This is a genomic window from Cognatishimia sp. WU-CL00825, from assembly GCF_040364665.1.
GTDB lineage: Bacteria > Pseudomonadota > Alphaproteobacteria > Rhodobacterales > Rhodobacteraceae > Cognatishimia.
This window is the reverse complement of record NZ_BAABWX010000001.1, coordinates 2079280-2096058: the sequence shown is the minus strand read 5'-3', so window position 1 is coordinate 2096058 and position 16779 is coordinate 2079280. Positions and strand designations below refer to the sequence as shown.

Annotated in this window: 13 protein-coding genes; 12 read left to right on the top strand and 1 reads right to left on the bottom strand. The window is 52.2% G+C overall.

The genetic code is table 11. The features are described from left to right. Window positions 1-238 precede the first annotated feature (238 nt). From ABXG94_RS10325 to ABXG94_RS10310, 4 genes are all read left to right on the top strand, one after another. Window positions 239-1261, top strand: a complete 1023-nt coding sequence (locus tag ABXG94_RS10325) for an ABC transporter substrate-binding protein (protein ID WP_353533914.1) — start codon at window positions 239-241, stop codon at window positions 1259-1261. A 92-nt stretch (window positions 1262-1353) separates the two neighbouring features. Then, window positions 1354-3516: an ABC transporter permease gene (locus ABXG94_RS10320; RefSeq protein ID WP_353533913.1), complete on the top strand. Its 2163-nt coding sequence runs from the start codon at window positions 1354-1356 to the stop codon at window positions 3514-3516. Between the two features lie 23 nt (window positions 3517-3539). Continuing rightward, a complete protein-coding gene (locus ABXG94_RS10315; RefSeq protein WP_353533912.1) occupies window positions 3540-4601 on the top strand; it encodes an ABC transporter ATP-binding protein in 1062 nt (353 codons plus the stop codon). A gap of 16 nt (window positions 4602-4617) precedes the next feature. Beyond that, window positions 4618-5271, top strand: coding sequence for an HAD family hydrolase (locus tag ABXG94_RS10310; RefSeq protein WP_353533911.1), 654 nt, complete (start codon window positions 4618-4620; stop codon window positions 5269-5271). A gap of 525 nt (window positions 5272-5796) precedes the next feature. On the opposite strand, the gene ABXG94_RS10305 is transcribed toward ABXG94_RS10310, so the two are convergent. Continuing rightward, on the bottom strand, window positions 5797-6768 hold the full coding sequence (locus ABXG94_RS10305; RefSeq protein ID WP_353533910.1) for an isopenicillin N synthase family dioxygenase: 972 nt from the start codon (window positions 6766-6768) through the stop codon (window positions 5797-5799). A 184-nt stretch (window positions 6769-6952) separates the two neighbouring features. On the opposite strand from ABXG94_RS10305, the gene ABXG94_RS10300 reads away from it, so the two are divergent. The 8 genes from ABXG94_RS10300 (at window position 6953) to rpsK (ending at window position 16687) form a co-directional block, all read left to right on the top strand. Beyond that, window positions 6953-7855 (top strand): LysR substrate-binding domain-containing protein, encoded by a 903-nt coding sequence (locus ABXG94_RS10300; RefSeq protein ID WP_353533909.1) that lies wholly within the window; start codon window positions 6953-6955, stop codon window positions 7853-7855. 601 nt (window positions 7856-8456) lie between these two features. Further along, complete coding sequence (rplO, locus tag ABXG94_RS10295) at window positions 8457-8930, top strand: 50S ribosomal protein L15 (protein ID WP_353533908.1); 474 nt, start codon at window positions 8457-8459, stop codon at window positions 8928-8930. Between the two features lie 112 nt (window positions 8931-9042). Beyond that, window positions 9043-10407, top strand: a complete 1365-nt coding sequence (secY, locus tag ABXG94_RS10290; RefSeq protein WP_353533907.1) for a preprotein translocase subunit SecY — start codon at window positions 9043-9045, stop codon at window positions 10405-10407. Further along, window positions 10404-10979, top strand: coding sequence for an adenylate kinase (locus ABXG94_RS10285; RefSeq protein ID WP_353533906.1), 576 nt, complete (start codon window positions 10404-10406; stop codon window positions 10977-10979). The genes secY and ABXG94_RS10285 overlap by 4 nt, the downstream gene beginning before the upstream one ends. 148 nt (window positions 10980-11127) lie before the next feature. Continuing rightward, window positions 11128-12054, top strand: a complete 927-nt coding sequence (gene rlmF / locus ABXG94_RS10280) for a 23S rRNA (adenine(1618)-N(6))-methyltransferase RlmF (protein WP_353533905.1) — start codon at window positions 11128-11130, stop codon at window positions 12052-12054. Window positions 12055-12274: 220 nt separating this feature from the next. Then, complete coding sequence (locus tag ABXG94_RS10275) at window positions 12275-14146, top strand: cation:proton antiporter domain-containing protein (protein WP_353533904.1); 1872 nt, start codon at window positions 12275-12277, stop codon at window positions 14144-14146. A 1768-nt stretch (window positions 14147-15914) separates the two neighbouring features. Further along, window positions 15915-16283, top strand: coding sequence for a 30S ribosomal protein S13 (rpsM, locus tag ABXG94_RS10270; RefSeq protein WP_353533903.1), 369 nt, complete (start codon window positions 15915-15917; stop codon window positions 16281-16283). A gap of 14 nt (window positions 16284-16297) precedes the next feature. Continuing rightward, a complete protein-coding gene (gene rpsK, locus ABXG94_RS10265) occupies window positions 16298-16687 on the top strand; it encodes a 30S ribosomal protein S11 (RefSeq protein ID WP_353533902.1) in 390 nt (129 codons plus the stop codon). Window positions 16688-16779: the final 92 nt, after the last annotated feature.

Sequence of the window (16779 nt, the reverse complement as noted above, 5' to 3'; positions counted from 1 at the left end):
TTTTTCCTCCCTTTGTAGCTCCTTGTTAGCACCATACTGTTGGTTGAGTCGCAGGATTAATTGTTTCGATTGTTACAATCGGAGACGGCTTTCGTAACTTTGTTAATGAAGCAAGAGGGTCGTTGTAGCATTGTTCATCTGGCCTTCATATCATGACACACCCACACCCCCTAGAAAGAGGTCAGCGCCCTCATGTGGAGGAGCAAGAGAAGCGCTTGATAAACTTTGGGAGGAAAAAATGAATAGATTTGGAATGATCTCAACCGCGGCGCTTTTGGTGTCCGCGACAGGTGCATGGGCAGATGAAATTAGTCTTGTCTGCAGCGCGGAACCGGAATGGTGCGAACTGATGGTTGCTGCATTTGAGGCGGAAAATCCTGACACCGACGTATTAATGGTGCGCAAATCCACTGGCGAAACGCTGGCGCAAATTCGCGCCGAAGCCGGTAACCCCAAAATCGATGTTTGGTGGGGTGGGACAGGTGACCCGCATCTGATCGCCGCTGAAGAAGGACTAACACAAGCCTCTGGCGTTGATACGGGCGCGCTTTTGGGTTGGGCGCAAAACATGGCCGAAATTTCCCAGGGCCGTGCAATAGGCATCTATGCGGGTGCGCTTGGTATTGCCTACAATACTGACATATTGGCAGGCAAAGGCATTGCACCGCCTGAATGTTGGGCTGATCTCGAAGATCCACGATTTGCAGGCGAAGTTCAGGTTGCCAATCCAAATAGTTCCGGCACGGCTTATACGGAACTCGCCACTTTCGTGCAGCTGTTTGGTGAGACAGAAGCCATGATAAAACTGGCCGCGATTGGTCAGAATATCAATTCCTACACTAAATCTGGCTCTGCCCCGTCACGTGCTGCAGCGCGTGGTGAAACCGGCGTGTCCATTGGTTTTATGCATGATATGGTCAATTTGGCTTCGCAGGGTTTTCCATTGAAAATTGTCGCGCCTTGCGAAGGCACTGGATATGAAGTTGGCGCGGTTAGCGTCATTGATGGGGCCCGCAACCTTGATGGAGCGCGGGCTTGGGTTGAATTCGCCCTACGCGCTGACATTCAATCTCGGGCACCGGAATCGGGGTCTTTTCAGGTGCCGTCCAATTCAAACGCGCAGGTCGCACCTGAATCGCCGGATTTGGCCTCCATCAAATTGATCGACTACGACTTTGCCACCTATGGCTCCAGCGAAACACGTGCACGACTGCTGGCCCGTTGGGATGCAGAAGTGGGCGATCCTAATCCAGAGAAATAATATTCTCTGATGGACCGGTCCCGTCGGGACCGGTTTGCTTCAGATGTCCTGCCAAGAGCGTGACATCACCCTCTTATTTTTGCGGAAATCCGATGAAGAACACAGCTTTCCTTTGGCTGGCCTTTGGGCTTGCGAGTTTTCTGATGCTGCCCTGGCACATGACCGATGATGGCGTCCTAAACGGTGCTTGGATTGGCGATGGTGCAGCCTCTACCGGTTTTAATAAGGCGCGTTTTGGCCAGTGGTGGTTGTGGCCGGTAGGGCTGGCATTTATCGCCGCTATTGGTGTGCAATTGACCCTGCCTTCCCCCGTAAGACGCGCACGCGCTACGCTTTATGTCAGCCTTACTGGTCTCATTTTGTTGGTGCTGCAAGGACTGGTGATCGTACGCGCCGGACCACGAATGTTTGAAAGCATCTTAACCACCGAAACCGTCCTTGCAGGACAGCTGGGAATGGGGTTGGGCGCAGGCTTTTGTGCTGTTTCTTTGCTGTTTGCCGCCACTAGCGCATTGTCGCACTCTGGCAAGGGGCAAGGGGATGCATTTGTTATAGGCACTATAGGCTTGATTGTGGCTTTGGTGGCCGTCTTTGTGTTTTTTCCGGTTCTGCATATTCTTGTGCGTGCCTTCCAAGTTGATGACGGCTATGCAATCAACGAATTCTTCTTGCGATTTTTTAGCAACGACCTGTGGGGGCTTGACTGCCTCGTCGGAGCCCGATCCTGTGGCGTTGGCATTAATTCGCTGTTCCTTGCCGTCATGACGGGCGCCGGAACGACATTGCTTGGACTGTCGTTTGCCTTGGTTTTTACCCGCACAGATTTTCGCGCTAAGAAAATGCTGCGTATTCTGACACTGATACCGATTATCACCCCACCATTTGTCATTGGGCTGGCTCTTATTCTGTTGTTTGGCCGCACTGGAACAGTCACCGCGTTTTTCGCTGACTTATTCGGATGGGAGCAAACACGATGGCTTTATGGGTTTTGGGGCGTCTATTTCGCGCAATTGCTGTCCTTCACGCCGATTGCGTTCTTGGTGCTTATTGGTGTTGTTCAAGGCGTCAGCCCATCAATGGAAGAAGCCTCTCAGACGTTGGATGCAGACCGTTGGCAGACATTTCGATATGTGTCACTGCCGCTAATGCGCCCAGGCTTGGCCAATGCGTTTTTGCTGGGTTTCATCGAAAGCTTAGCGGATTTCGGCAATCCTCTGGTGTTGGGCAGCGGGTATCCCGTTTTATCGACTGATATCTACTTTGCCATTGTCGGCGCGGTCGCGGACCCGGCAAAGGCCGCAATTTTGGCAATTGCACTTTTGTCCCTCACGCTTACGGCGTTCATTGCGCAACGTGCCTGGCTTGGTAAAAAATCTTACGCCACAATAACTGGAAAGGCGGATAGTGGCCAAAACGCAAGTCTCAACCCGGCCTTGCGCGCATTGTGCTACGCCACGGCTTTGCCTTGGGCGACGCTCACTGCAGCTGTCTATTCGATGATTATCTTCGGCAGTTTCGTCAAACTCTGGGGCTACAATCACAGCTTTACATTTGACCACTATATCCGCGCCTTTAGCATCGATTTTAGCACAGGCCGTTTCACCGGAGTCGCCTGGGACAGTTACTTCACCACATTGACGATCTCTTCAATCGCAGCGCCGCTCACCGCGCTGGTTGGCCTTTCGACAGCCTATCTATTGGTGCGCCAGAAGTTTGTTGGCAAAGATGTCTTTGAATTCTCGACAATGCTTAGCTTTGCAATCCCCGGCACGGTTATTGGTGTCAGCTACATTATGGCTTTTAACTTTCCTCCGATAGAGCTGACAGGCACATCGATCATCCTAATAATCGTCTTTGTATTTCGGAACATGCCTGTCGGTGTACGAGGTGGCATCGCGGCCATGAGCCAATTGGACAAAAGTCTTGATGAGGCTTCAATTACGCTTGGTGCAAACAGTTTTACCACAGTGCGTCGCGTTATCATGCCGCTGATGGGGCCTGCCATTTTGGCAGCGCTGACTTACAGCTTTGTTCGAGCCATAACGTCGGTGAGTGCTGTTATTTTCTTGGTCAGCGCAAAACATAACATGGCAACGTCGTTCATCGTTGGCCGGGTCGAAAACGGTGAATACGGCCTTGCCATCGCCTATTCTGCGGTCCTGATCATCACGATGTTGGCCGCGATTCTACTTTTACAATTTTTTGTCGGAGCCCGCCGCTTGCGCCGCACCGACCGTGTTCAATCGGCTACTTGAGCCAGCCCAATGAGGAAACCAAAATGATACATTCAACATCTGGCTCGGTGCGCTTTGATGGCGTCGTTAAGAAATTCGGGGAAGTCACAGCCCTCAAACATCTTGATCTGGAAATCGCACCTGGCAAATTGGTAACCCTTTTGGGGCCATCAGGTTGTGGCAAAACAACAACTTTGCGACTGATCGCTGGTTTGGAAATGGCCAGCCATGGTAGGATCATTATCGGCGGGCAGGACGTTACCCATCTGACGGCAACCTATCGCAAAGTTTCGATGGTTTTTCAGTCATATGCGCTGTTTCCGCATATGACTGTGCGGGAAAACGTTGCATACGGCTTGTCTGTGAAATCGATGCCAAAGGTAGAAGCGGCAGAGAAAGCGGACCAGGGGTTGGAATTGGTGGGCCTTGCTGGTTTCGGAGATCGGCTGCCAAGTGAATTGTCTGGCGGTCAACAACAGCGCGTGGCCGTGGCACGCGCGATTGTGCTGGAACCCGAGGTGCTTTTGCTGGATGAACCGCTATCCAATCTGGATGCCAAACTGCGCCGTCACGTTCGTGAAGAAATTCGCCAAATCCAACAACGCCTTGGTCTAACCGCGGTCTATGTGACCCACGATCAAGAAGAGGCAATGGCTGTGTCAGACAACATTATAGTTATGAACAACGCCGAGATTGCGCAGATCGGCACACCAGCTGACCTTTATAATGCTCCGTCGTCTGCCTTTCTCGCTGATTTCATCGGCGACGCAAATCTGGCGGATTGTTGCGTGGATCAAGTGGTGGACCGCGTGGCAACTGTTACGATGAACGGGCACAGCTACAGCGTGCCCGCTCAGGGGGTCCGCAAGGGAGAGGCGCAGATGGTGCTACGCCCACATGTTCTGGGTCTTGTTGCCCCCAAGGAACCGGGGCTTCAGGGCGAAATCACCTATGCCGCTTACCTCGGTAAAGAAATGCAATACACCGTCGAGACAGCCATAGGTTCGCTTTATGTAGTCACCCCAGTTCAAGCACGACCCTTTGCCAATGGAGCAGCCGTTACTGTGCGTATAGATCAAAACCTGGCGCGTTTGGTGCAGGGTTGACCGGGCGGTGATCTCGATGAGTGCAACGCTGCATCACAAAGGTCAGCAGGTTCCGGTTGTGGCCGACGACTGGCTGTCCAAGATTGAATGCCTGGGTGCCAAGGGTGTGATTTTTGACTGCGACGGGACGCTGGTGGAAAGCACCGAAGCACATTGCCGGTCTATGCAAGTAGCTGCGTGGGACCAGGGGTTTGTTATGGCAAAGGACTGGTATGGCGCGCGGACAGGTCTTGACCGCGAAACACTGTTTTGCGACTTCAAAAACCAAGTTGCACCAGGCCTTGATGTCGCAAAGGCGATCAAGGGAAGTATTTCTGGATTTCGCAATCATATCAATACACTGCATCCAATCAAACAGCCGGTAAAGTTGTTCCAAACGCTGTGTGATAAAGGGTGTCGGGTGGGGGTGGGGACGAATGCGGAACGGGAGGTGGCGCTGCTGTCGTTGCAGGCAATTGGGCTGCTTGATCGGGTGTCACACCTTGTGAGCATCTCGGACGGCTTGCCGCCCAAACCCGCACCGCAGATATTTGAACGGGCAGCAAACCTCATGGGGCTGGAGCGCGAAGAGGTTGTGGTTTTTGAGGATTCTGCACAGGGGGTGGCTGCGGCTCTGGCGGCTCAGATGTCGGTGTTTCAAATAGAAGGTGAGGGTAAGGTGCTGATTTAATGTGATTTTTTTGAGTGTTCATGAGAGGGTTGCTTGGCCGCCAAACGGCCAAGGAGCCGGCCAGATCCAACCGATGACATGGGCGCGGGCCGCACCGGAAAGGCCACGCCGGACCGGAGCAAAATGGGGTGGGGACGCCCCGCATGGGGTCCGCGAGAGGTTTCGCGGCGAAACGGTTGCGGTGGGGCCGTACGGCGGATTTATTTTGGGTTATTTGTACAATTTGTACGTTTCAGCGCCCGAAACGTACGATTCGCAGGGGGAATTTGAGGCTTTGGGGGGGCTATGCGGATGAGCGGCTGATGGGGGGCCGGGGCGGACGTGACTTTGCGGCACACACGGCGGGAAGCGGTCGTTCGCTGCTACCAGCGCCAACATCAGCTTAGCGGACAAAGCGGCCATTTCTCACTTGCTATCCCAATGTTCGCTTTGCGCACTTAGTTTTGCCAAACGGCATGATCAACCCTTTCCTACCGTTAGCGCATACGCTTCCAGGAAAGGTTACACCGAGTTAAAATTTTGAGACTATACGAACTCCCCTGCAAGATGAGGAAAGCTTGCTACGAAACGCGAGAATTTGTGTCTTCCGCATGTTACAGGTTCATACCGTACAGGATTTTCAGCACTGATACAGCATGGCAACGGTGCAAATTCTGCCTCATAATCCGCATCAATGAAAAAAGGGATCGAATAGCGTTCGCGGCCCGATATGTTTACGACACGATGCAGGTTGGCTAGGTAAACATCATTGGTCAGGCGCTGCACAAGATCACCAATATTGATGACAAAGCATCCTTCAATCGGTGGGGCTTGAACCCAGTTGCCCTCACGGTTCATCACCTGCAATCCACCGACATCATCCTGCGCCAGAACGGTTAGGTTGCCATAGTCGGTATGGGCACCAATGCCCATCACGCTTTCATCAATCTTGCCGTGCTGTGGTGGATAATGCAGCAGTCGCTGAATCGAAATCGCATTCTGCATTTTCGGCTCAAAGTAATCGGCCTCCAAATCCAGTGACAGAGCGATCCCGCGCAGCAATTGCATGGATAATGCTCGCATTGCCTGATGGTAGTCATAAATTACCTTCTGGAACCGAGGCAGGGTCGTTGCTTCCGGCCATTGGTTGGCACCGAAGAAAGGGGTAGTTGCCTCTGGAGTCTCGGGGCCCAGATCATAACATTCCTTGAGGTCTTTGGTTTTGGCGGGGTCAGTGTTTTCGCCAAACATCTCAATATAGCCACGCATGGCAACACCAGAGTTGCCGACATGCAGCTTCATTTTCTCTTCCACTGGCAGATCAAAGAATGCACGGGTCTGGTCAAACGCATCCGCAACCAGTTGTGCGTCAATGCCATGGTGTTTTACGTACATGAAACCAGTGTTTGCGAGCGCCCAGTTTATTTCCTTGGCGACTTTGCCAGGGTTGCTGCCATCAATTAGCGCGGCAATATCCACCATCGGGATTTTATCGAAGGAAGCGCGTTGTGCCCGCAATTTGTCGTCAAGCTGTGCAAGTGTCGATTGGTTCATTTCTGATCTCCCATTTGTCCAAAGTCATGACATAGCCTCCGTGGTTTACAACGGTGCAAAAAATCATGTAGAGGTGAATCTAAATCACCTCCAATGTTCGTCATTTTCAAATGGGTATATACATTCATGGTCATGCAGAAAAACGGGAATGGCTAGAACTCACTTCAATCTTCCCCCACTTAGCGCGCTCGACGCCTTTGAAGCGGCTGCCCGTCATCGCAGCTTTAAGCGTGGTGCGGCGGAATTAAATGTCAGCCCTTCGGCGGTTTCGCATCAGGTCAAGGCGCTAGAATCCGAACTTGGCATTACGCTTTTTGAACGTACCAACCGCGGTGTGAATCTGAATCGTGATGGGACGTTGCTTTACGTAGCATTGGAACACGGGTTCGGACATATCGCGGATGCCATCGAAAGCCTACGTAAGCAATCAAGCAAACGCGGTGTTCAGGTGATAGCAACAACAGCTATGTCACATCTCTGGCTCACACCGAGGCTGGGTCGGTTTTGGCGTGAACATGCGCACGTCACAGTTAACCAGCAGGTCAACGATTACCCTTGGACCGATGAGCGTTATGACTTGCTTATTCGCTACGGTGACATGAAATCCGATGGTGGAGAGTGTAGGCTTCTATTCGAGGATAAGCTTCGACCGCTAACCAGCCCCAGTTTTGCACAGCTCAACCCTGTTAAAGACTTGGCGGACCTTGCACGTCTTCCGCTTATCCATCTGAACGCGCTAGACCGACAATGGACACGCTGGAAGGACTGGCTGGCGGAAATGGGGTATTCAGGCCCGGTGCCGGATGGCCTTTCAGTAAATAACTATATTATCGCCCTACAGGCCGCACGGGATGGGATGGGTGTCGTTCTTGGATGGGAACGATTGACAACGCCTTTGTTGAATAGCGGTGCGTTGCAAGTACTCACTGATTTTTGCAGCCCCGCATCCAAAACCTTCTATGTTCGCCAATCACCACATGCTGGCAAAAAGGCGAAACTACTGCGTGATTGGTTGGTAGAAACCGCACACAATGAGGCGGCTGATGGTTAGCACTGCAATTGCCGGTCATAAGCGACAAACTACGTTTGGCTGCCTGCATATCAGTTGCTTGCGCATTCTGGTGTTTCCACAAAGCGCTCGGAATGATTTTGGCCCATTTGATCTGATTTGGTCCATGAGATCTAAACCAAAAACGGCGGCTTGACTGAGATCACGCAGATTTATTGAAACGCAAGTAAATGCAAGGTGCTTTAACCAGGAACACACAATATCGGCGCGCATGTTGACATTAACCAACTCAGGCGGGGTATTCCGCCATTAACCTCGTTGCGAAGACCATTTTCAATCACTCATCAATGCGGTCTTTCGCACAGAGCGCAGCATTTGTCAGTTTGGGCTCTTTCCGGCCATTCGCCGCAAAATTCACGAATGTCTTCTGGGCCGATCCTCAAACTTCGCAAACCCCGCTTCCTGCGCAGTGCTGACCGGGTGGTGGCAAATTGTGGTTTGGCGGTGCGTCAAAGCTTGATTCCCCATCTCCTTCGCCGTATATGCGGCCAGTGGCCCGAATTGGGTCTCGAATCACAATCAAGAAAAGCCGTGTTTGACCCGCTTAACGCTTCAGGGGTCAGTTCCGGCAAGGAGAAGCGACATGAAATTACATGAACTCAGCGACAACGCTGGTGCCGCCAAGAAACGCATGCGTGTTGCGCGTGGTCCTGGCTCTGGCAAAGGTAAGATGGCTGGCCGTGGTATCAAAGGTCAGAAATCCCGTTCCGGTGTTGCGATCAAAGGCTACGAAGGCGGTCAAATGCCATTGTACCAACGCCTGCCTAAGCGTGGCTTTAGCAGCCGTAACCGCAAGGCGTTTGCCGTTGTAAACCTAGGCCTGATCCAGAAATTCATCGACGAAGGCAAATTGAACGCCACAGAAACCATCACCGAAGAAGCTTTGGTTGCATCCGGCCTGGTCCGTCGCGTCAAAGACGGCGTGCGCGTGTTGGCAAAAGGTGAAATCACAGCCAAAGCAACCATCGAAGTGACGGGCGCATCTGCCTCTGCTGTCGAAGCTGTTGCAAAAGCGGGCGGCTCTCTGACAGTCACAACCGCGCCAGCGGCTGAATAAGAGGTTGTGAGCGGGCGCGTGTCCGCTTACATACACTTCTAAGTTTTCCTAAAGACGCCGCCAGAGCCGGAAAACGGCCTTGGCGGCGTTTTCATTTGATAGAGAGATCCGAATGGTATCTGCAGCAGAGCAAATGGCGGCTAACACAAGCTGGTCAGCACTTGGTAAAGCCACCGATCTTCGCAATCGAATCCTGTTCACGATTGGTCTTTTGATCGTTTACCGCCTTGGTACATATATTCCGGTGCCCGGTATCGACGCAAACGCCCTGCGTGAGTTCATGGAATCTGCGGCGACCGGAATTGGCGGTATTTTGACAATGTTCACAGGTGGCGCATTGGGCCGCATGGGGATCTTCGCTCTGGGCATTATGCCCTATATTTCGGCGTCGATTATTGTTCAGCTGATGACATCAATGGTTCCGGCGCTGGAGCAATTGAAAAAAGAAGGCGAGCAGGGTCGCAAAAAGATCAACCAATACACCCGTTATGGCACTGTGGTGCTGGCGACATTGCAGTCTTACGGCCTGGCGGTCAGCCTGCAATCTGGTGATTTGGTGACAAACCCGGGTCTGTATTTCATTGTGGCCTGCATGGTCACCTTGATCGGTGGTACTATGTTCTTGATGTGGCTGGGTGAGCAAATCACCGCGCGCGGCATTGGCAACGGTATTTCCTTGATCATCTTTGTGGGCATTGTTGCAGAACTGCCTGCGGCTTTGGCGCAGTTCTTTGTGTCTGGTCGCTCTGGGGCCATCAGCCCGGCAGTGATCGTTGGTGTGATCATCATGGTCGTTGCGACTATCGCCTTTGTGGTGTTCATGGAACGCGCGCTGCGCAAGATCCACATCCAATACCCGCGTCGCCAAGTTGGCATGAAAGTCTATGACGGTGGCTCGTCTCACCTGCCAGTCAAGGTGAACCCAGCCGGTGTTATCCCAGCGATTTTCGCAAGCTCTTTGCTGTTGTTGCCCACCACAATCGCGACGTTCTCTGGCAATTCGACCAACCCGATCATGTCAACTTTGTTGGCATATTTCGGACCGGGTCAGCCGCTGTATCTGTTGTTCTTTGTGGGCATGATCGTTTTCTTCGCGTTCTTTTATACGTTCAACGTGGCGTTTAAGACTGACGAAGTGGCCGACAATCTGAAGAATCAGAACGGTTTCATTCCTGGTATTCGTCCGGGTAAGAAAACGGCAGAGTATTTAGACTATGTTGTGACCCGCGTTTTGGTGCTGGGTTCGGCATATCTTGCGGCAGTTTGTCTCCTTCCAGAGATTTTACGTGGCCAATTGGCAATTCCTTTCTATTTTGGCGGCACTTCGGTTCTGATTGTGGTCTCTGTGACCATGGACACCATCCAACAGGTTCAGAGCCACTTGCTTGCGCACCAGTACGAAGGCTTGATTGAAAAGTCTCAGCTGCGTGGCAAAGGCAGCAAGAAGCGCAGTAAAAAGGGAGCTGCTCGTCGATGAATATTATTTTGCTTGGGCCACCTGGTGCCGGTAAGGGTACACAGGCCAGCCATCTTGTTGAAACACGTGATATGATCCAGCTGTCCACCGGGGACATGCTTCGGGAGGCCAAAAGTAGCGGCACCGAAATGGGTCTGAAAGTTGCGGCCATCATGGATGCTGGCGAACTGGTGACAGATGAGATCGTCATTGGTCTGATCCGCGAAAAGCTGGAAGGCGATAAAAAGGGTGGGTTCATCTTTGATGGCTTCCCGCGCACGCTGACCCAAGCAGATGCTTTGGCTGATTTGCTGGCGGAAGTTGGCGAAAAACTGGACGCCGTGGTTGCCTTGGCCGTGAACGATGATGTGTTGGTGGACCGGATCGTTGGCCGTGCGGCTGAAGCTGTGGCTGCTGGTGGAACAGCCCGTGCGGATGATAACGAGGAAAGCCTCAAGATCCGCTTGATGGAATACTACAAAAAGACCAACGCGCTTATTGGCTATTACCATGCCAAGGGTAATCTTGTCTGGGTGGATGGTCTTGCAGAGATCGACGCCGTGAAAGCAGAGATCGCCGAAGCGCTGGGTTAAGCGCTTGAGCACCGAATGAATTGGAAAACCCCGTCTCATTGAGGCGGGGTATTTCGTTTACGGGTGAGGACAATGTTTGGATGGTGCCCTAGATGTCCTGACTGAGGGACAATATCCTGCCCCCCCCCAGATAACCAAAGGCGTTGTGATGGCCAAGAAAGCTAATCTACATCCGCGAAATCAACACCGCGATGGGTATGATTTTGAACGTTTGGCAGCGCTTGTACCTGACCTGGAATCATTCACAATCAGCAACCCTGTTGGTCGGACAACCATTGATTTTCAAGACGTGCGGGCGGTTCGTACGCTGAACCGTGCGTTGTTGAAGGCCTATTATGGCATTGATTTTTGGGACATCCCGGCCAATTACCTGTGCCCTCCGATCCCTGGTCGTGCAGATTACATCCACTATCTGGCGGACCTGCTTGCCAACAGCAACAATCAAGTCATTCCCCGCGGGCGTGATGTCAAAGTGTTGGACATCGGTACGGGTGCAAATTTGGTTTATCCGCTTGTTGGGCAAAGCGAATATGGCTGGCATTTCACCGGGGTAGATATAGACGCAGGTGCCATTCAGTCAGCTAAGCGGATTTGCGACGCCAACGCGCTGGATATTGCCCTTAGGCAACAAAACATGCGGGAGAATGTCTTTCGTGGGGTGATCAAGCCGCAAGATGTTTTTCACCTGACCATGTGCAACCCGCCATTTCATGCCTCTAAAGAAGAGGCCAAAAAGGGCACGCAACGCAAATGGCGCAACCTTGGCAAAGGGCAGTCAAAAAAGCTTAACTTCGGTGGACAAAACGCCGAACTTTGGTGCCCGGGCGGTGAGATTAGGTTCATTGCGAATATGATCAAAGAAAGCACAGAATTCGCCAAACAGTGCCTATGGTTCAGTTCGCTTGTGTCAAAAAAAGACAACCTTCAGCCGCTCTATAAAATTCTCGACCGGGCCAAGGCGGTCGATGTGAAGACCGCCGAAATGGCACAGGGGCAAAAAACCAGCCGTTTCATTGCTTGGACCTATATTCCGAGAAAACAGCGCTCCGTGTTTCTAAACGGGGCGCGTGACTAGGCGATGTAATTGATCGTCTGAGACAGCGGTTTTTCGCGAAGACGGTTCTGGAAAACTCCAGAATGTGCAGATCCGTGTGGTCCTTGTCTGAATTGCAGCGTGTCACGATAGACTCGTGTTTGCCCAGTGTGCGAGGGCGGTCGGCTTGACTTAACGCTTTGCATTTGTGGCCCCCCTGTGGTGCTATCGACACAGGCACAAATGACGGGGCGCGCGCGACATGACCGATTTTCTACTACTGGCATTTATCTTTTTGATCGCAGGCGTTGTGGCGGTGCCCATTGCCTCGCGATTGGGGCTTGGATCGGTGTTGGGCTATCTGATTGCAGGCATTGTGATCAGCCCTGTTTTGGCCGTTCTGCATGTGGATGTGGTGTCTATTCAGCATTTTGCTGAATTTGGCGTGGTGATGATGTTGTTTTTGGTGGGCTTAGAGCTGGAACCCAAATTGCTGTGGTCGATGCGCGCCAAGTTGTTGGGGCTGGGTGGCGGCCAAGTCGGATTGACGGCCGGGGCGGTGATGCTGGTGGCCATGGCCTTTGGGCAGGTCTGGACGGTTGCTTTGGCCATCGGTCTGGTGTTTGCACTGTCATCCACCGCGATTGTGCTGCAGACGCTGGGTGAAAAGGGGCTGATGAAAAGTGACGGCGGGCAGTCTAGTTTTTCGGTGCTGCTGTTTCAGGATATCGCGGTGATCCCGATGCTGGCGCTGGTGCCTTTGCTGGCGATGCCGGAGCTGATGGAGGCGATGTCACACGCGGCCGATCACGGTGGCGAAGGGGACCACGGCGCTTCGATGAGCTTGGTGGATGGTTTGCCGGGCTGGGGCGTGGCACTGGTGACGCTGGGCGCGATTGCGGTTGTGATTGTCGGCGGGGCCTTTCTGACCAGCCCGATCTTTCGCTTTATCGCGCATGCGCAGCTGCGCGAGTTGTTTGTGGCCACGGCCTTGATGATGGTGGTGGGCATTGCCCTGTTGATGACATTGGTTGGTCTGTCCCCGGCGCTTGGGACGTTTTTGGCGGGCGTGGTGCTGGCCAACAGCGAATATCGCCATGAACTTGAAAGCGACATTGATCCCTTTAAGGGGTTGTTGCTGGGCCTGTTTTTTATGACCGTTGGGGCCGGGATCAACTTTGGGCTTTTGCTGGATAATCTGGCGCTGATTGTGGGCCTGACGCTGGGTCTGATGGCGCTGAAAGCCGGGGTGCTGTTGGTGTTGGCACTGATCTTTAAAATCCAGGGGTCTGACCGGTGGCTGTTTGCCCTGGGTTTGGCACAGGCCGGCGAGTTTGGCTTTGTGCTGTTGTCGTTTACGGTGGCCAATGCGGTGATCCCGGTAGAGCTGGCGGATCGATTGCTGTTGGTGGTGGCCTTGTCGATGTTGCTGACGCCCGCTTTGTTTATTCTGTATGACAGGGTGATCGCGCCGCGGTTTTCTGCCCAAGAAGAGCGTGAGATGGATCAGATTGCCGAGCATAGCGATATTATTATTGCCGGGCACGGGCGGGTCGGCGGCATTGTAAGCCGCATGCTGCGCGGGGCCGGGATGAACCCCACGGTGATGGATTTCAGCTCAAAGCAGCTTGAGATGCTCAAGAGCTTTGGTGTGCAGGCCTATTATGGCGACGCCACCCGGCCGGATCTGTTGCATGCGGCGGGGATTGCCGAGGCCAAGCTGTTTGTCATTGCAATTGATGGCAAGGAGCAGATCACAGAGCTGGTGAAATACGTGCAGCAGCATTACCCGGATGTGCATATTGTGGCCCGCGCGGTAGACCGCAATCATGTCTATGATCTGTGGGCAGCAGGGTGTCGTGACATCATTCGCGACACCTATGATAGCTCGCTGCGCATGGGACGTTCTGCGATTGAATGTCTTGGGTATTCACGGGATCAAGCCGACCGTATGGTTGCGGCCTTTGGCGACATGGATCGCGAGGGGATGCTGACCGTTGCCGAGCACTATGACCCGGATATTCCGGCCGCTGAAAACGACGCTTATCTGAACGCCATCCGAGAACGTCAGGGTGATTTTGAAACCACGCTTGGCGCGCGCATGGGAGAGATAATGGCGGAGAAGAGGGGGTAAAGGCGGGTTCCAAACTGGCTGAGCTAGACCCAAGAACTCTGACAAGGTAGGAGCCGTGGTACTAGGCCATGGTTTTGCGAGTGTGATTACTGGAGTATATTTTGAAACAATTTTTACTTGCCGTGCTCTTCTTATTTACGGCTTCAGTTGCGGCACGGGCGGGCATTCAGAATACCCAAATGCGCAGGATGTGCCTGCGAGCCGGCGCAGTTAATTGGCCTATTTGCAACGTATCAACCAATGCACATTTTCGCAGGCCGAAGAGTTAGGTTGGCGTCCCCTACAAAGATAGCCTAACCCGCGCGCAACTTATTAAATTAATCAGGGGAGTTCTATGCTCCGCATTTTACAGAAATTGATTTTGGCCGTAGCGCTAAGCGTTTTTGCATCCTCGGCGAGTGCGCTGTTCATTCAGCCAGATTGGTTAGACCCACAAGAGCAAGGTGTCGGCACGAATAGGTATGCGTACTCGGGGAATGATCCGGTCAAAGAAAGACCAAAACCTGAACAGAGCTAACTTAAATTAGCGGGCTCAAGAGGGAACAAGTCAATATCAATCCACTTAATCCAAATTGGATAGTGAAATAAATGAATAGTTGTAACTGGGAAAAGATCCACGGATTTGTATCTTTAGGGGAATATGAAAGGTTTGTTGTTTGGTTGAAACAACAGACAGCAAAAGAAATTTGCACAGAGTTAAGCGAGTACGATAACCTCAAATTACCAATTGCTGAACGATACTTTAAGTGCTCTAAAACTGGAGAAATTTGGGTTCTTATCGAGCCCGACCCTGGTTATTCAACTGGGAGTTGGCTGCCTCTCAGCGATTGACTGATCGTGACCAAATGTAGTTTGATGTCGTCAGCTCCGTATATTGGGTGCTGTCCGTCGGCAGAGTTTTTGGGTCCAAAGAGGGCCTAAACTAAGAGAGTGTTTGGCTCATCTGGTTGGTTTGGTTATGCCGCGCGTTGCCTGTGATGCAAGCGGCGCGTTTCGAGGGTCTTTCGTTTGATCCTTTCTCGCTGTTGCTGGTGGCTTCTTTGGTGATCGAAGTTATGAAGGATTGATCGACAAAATTAACAAAGAGTATGGGTCTGTTAAATCATTTACTGATGGTTATACAAATGTAAGCATTGTCGGCGCAGATCGAATACCGCACGCTGGAGCAGGTAACTCGGCTCAGTTATCGACGGCTGTTCGCACGGGTTTCCAAAGCTTGCTCAATGGAGGGTTCAGCTTTGATTGATAGGAACCGGATTGTCATCGCTCTGAGTATCTTGGCGAGTATTGTGTTAGCATGGATCGCTTACAGCGCATATTTTGCGTCCAAAGTTGGCGATGCGCCTCTCGTTGAGTTTCTAATTGGGATTTGGGTTTTGCCTCTAGTATTTGCTTTCATAGCATTTTGGGGACTTCGGGTCCGCATTTTACTAAGACTTGTCATCTCGGTTAGCGTCGGGCTGTTGTTCTTATTCAGTTTTGAAACGATGACTCGTTTTGGCGCCAGTTTAGGGTACCCTTTCTTTCACCTTGATCGTGGAGAATAATGTTTGGGTGGTTAGATGATAACCCTTTCTTTCTCTTGACCGCCCCCCAATTCCCCCCTAAACGACACTATCTCTATTAGAGAATCAAATTCTCGTTTTTTGGGTCGCCCCCGGGGAACGGATCACCTGATCAGCTGTAGCCCGGTGGCCTTATCGCCTCGGGCTTATGTTGTGAAAAAAGGTTCTGGAGCTACGGAACCGCAACGAAAAGGAAATGACACTTGGCACGTATCGCCGGCGTTAACATCCCGACCCATAAACGGGTCCCGATTGCCCTGACTTACATCACTGGTATTGGTCACACCTCTGCAAAAGCCATCTGCGAAGCCGTTAAGATCGACGCAACCCGTCGTGTTAACGAATTGTCTGACGCAGAAGTTCTGGCCGTTCGTGAGCACATCGATGCAAACTACACCGTTGAAGGTGACTTGCGTCGTGAAGTCACAATGAACATCAAGCGCCTCATGGACTTGGGTTGCTACCGTGGCCTGCGCCACCGTCGTAATCTGCCAGTTCGTGGTCAGCGTACCCACACCAACGCTCGTACTCGCAAAGGTCCTGCAAAGGCCATTGCTGGTAAGAAGAAATAAGGGGGGCTGATTAGATGGCACGCGAAAAGACTCGTACTAAGAAAAAAGAGCGGAAGAATATTGCAGCGGGCGTTGCCCATGTGAATTCTTCGTTCAACAACACCAAAATCTTGATCTCTGACGTTCAAGGCAACGCAATCGCTTGGTCCTCTGCGGGCACAATGGGTTTCAAAGGCTCTCGTAAGTCTACCCCATATGCTGCTCAGATGGCGGCGGAAGATGCGGGCAAGAAAGCTCAGGATCACGGTGTTAAGACATTGGAAGTAGAAGTTCAGGGTCCAGGTTCTGGCCGTGAATCTGCTTTGCGCGCATTGGCTGCAATTGGCTTTAACATCACATCTATTCGTGACGTGACCCCAATGGCACACAACGGCTGCCGCCCACCAAAGCGCCGCCGCGTTTAATCCAAAATTAGTAACTGGGGCCGCGACATTCGCTCGGCCCCAGTTCGTCGTTTTGAAACCTCGGGAGTCTGACCCTTTCGGAACATGGGGGT